Genomic DNA, 764 nt, shown 5'->3' on the forward strand with positions numbered 1-764 from the left:
GCAAAAGACCGTTCGGCCATTTTTCAATCCTTCCGTTGCCGCCCTGCGCTGGCGGCGCGTAGGTCTATCTGCTTGAGCATGACCTCTTCCGAAAATGCTAAATGTCGTGCTTGCGAATGTTCTTCAGCATCTTCAAAAGCGTGGTGATCAGTGCTGCGTATTCAGCGTCGTCGATATCGTCGAACATCGCCTCGAACGCGTCATGCATGGCCGGCCAGGCGCGCGCGAACTCGGCGCGGCCCTCGTCGGTCAGGAACACATGGCGGATGCGGCTGTCGGTGACACCCTGTTCGCGCCGTACCAGGCCCTGGCCCTCCAGTGAGTCGAGCGTCCGGCTCAAGGTCGACTGCTCGATGACCGTATAGACCGAGAGGTCGTTGACGGTGATGCCGTCGGTGACCGACAGCACGGCCAGCGTGCGGACCTGCGGAATGGTCAGGCCTTGCTTGCGAAAATCGTCGCGCAGGGTGGCGTTGTAGCGGCCCATGATGCGGTTCATCAGATAGGGCGCGAATTGCTGCAGGCCGATCTGCCCCAGGGTCGAAATGCGCTGGCGCTTCTCAGTGACCTTCTCTTCCATTACAGCCTCCCCGCCAGGAGAAAGCCGGAACCGCCGCCAAGGCCCGCGCCCGGGTGGGTCGAGGCGCCGATATGGTAGAGGCCCTTGATGCCGGTCTGATGGTTGCGGCTGCTCTTGAACGGCCGCCAAAGGAAGGACTGGTCGATGGTCGAGGAACCGCCATAGGGATCACCACCCACCAGAT

At 61.6% G+C, this 764-nt stretch carries 1 protein-coding gene and 1 pseudogene; both read right to left on the reverse strand.

The window, feature by feature from the left end; translation table 11 throughout:
• Positions 1-97: 97 nt before the first annotated feature.
• Positions 98-580 (reverse strand): MarR family transcriptional regulator, encoded by a 483-nt coding sequence (locus tag EOB49_RS20565; protein ID WP_127382077.1) that lies wholly within the window; start codon positions 578-580, stop codon positions 98-100.
• Positions 580-764 (reverse strand): annotated as a pseudogene (locus EOB49_RS20570) (FAD-dependent oxidoreductase); the annotation flags it as partial. The gene EOB49_RS20565 and the pseudogene EOB49_RS20570, both read right to left, overlap by 1 nt.

This window comes from Mesorhizobium sp. M7A.F.Ca.MR.148.00.0.0, assembly GCF_003997735.1.
GTDB lineage: Bacteria > Pseudomonadota > Alphaproteobacteria > Rhizobiales > Rhizobiaceae > Mesorhizobium.

Bases quoted from the DNA above. Each gene is read 5' to 3' on its own strand.
- EOB49_RS20565 (WP_127382077.1), bottom strand. From the start codon at position 580: ATGGAAGAGAAGGTCACTGAGAAGCGCCAGCGCATTTCGACCCTGGGG.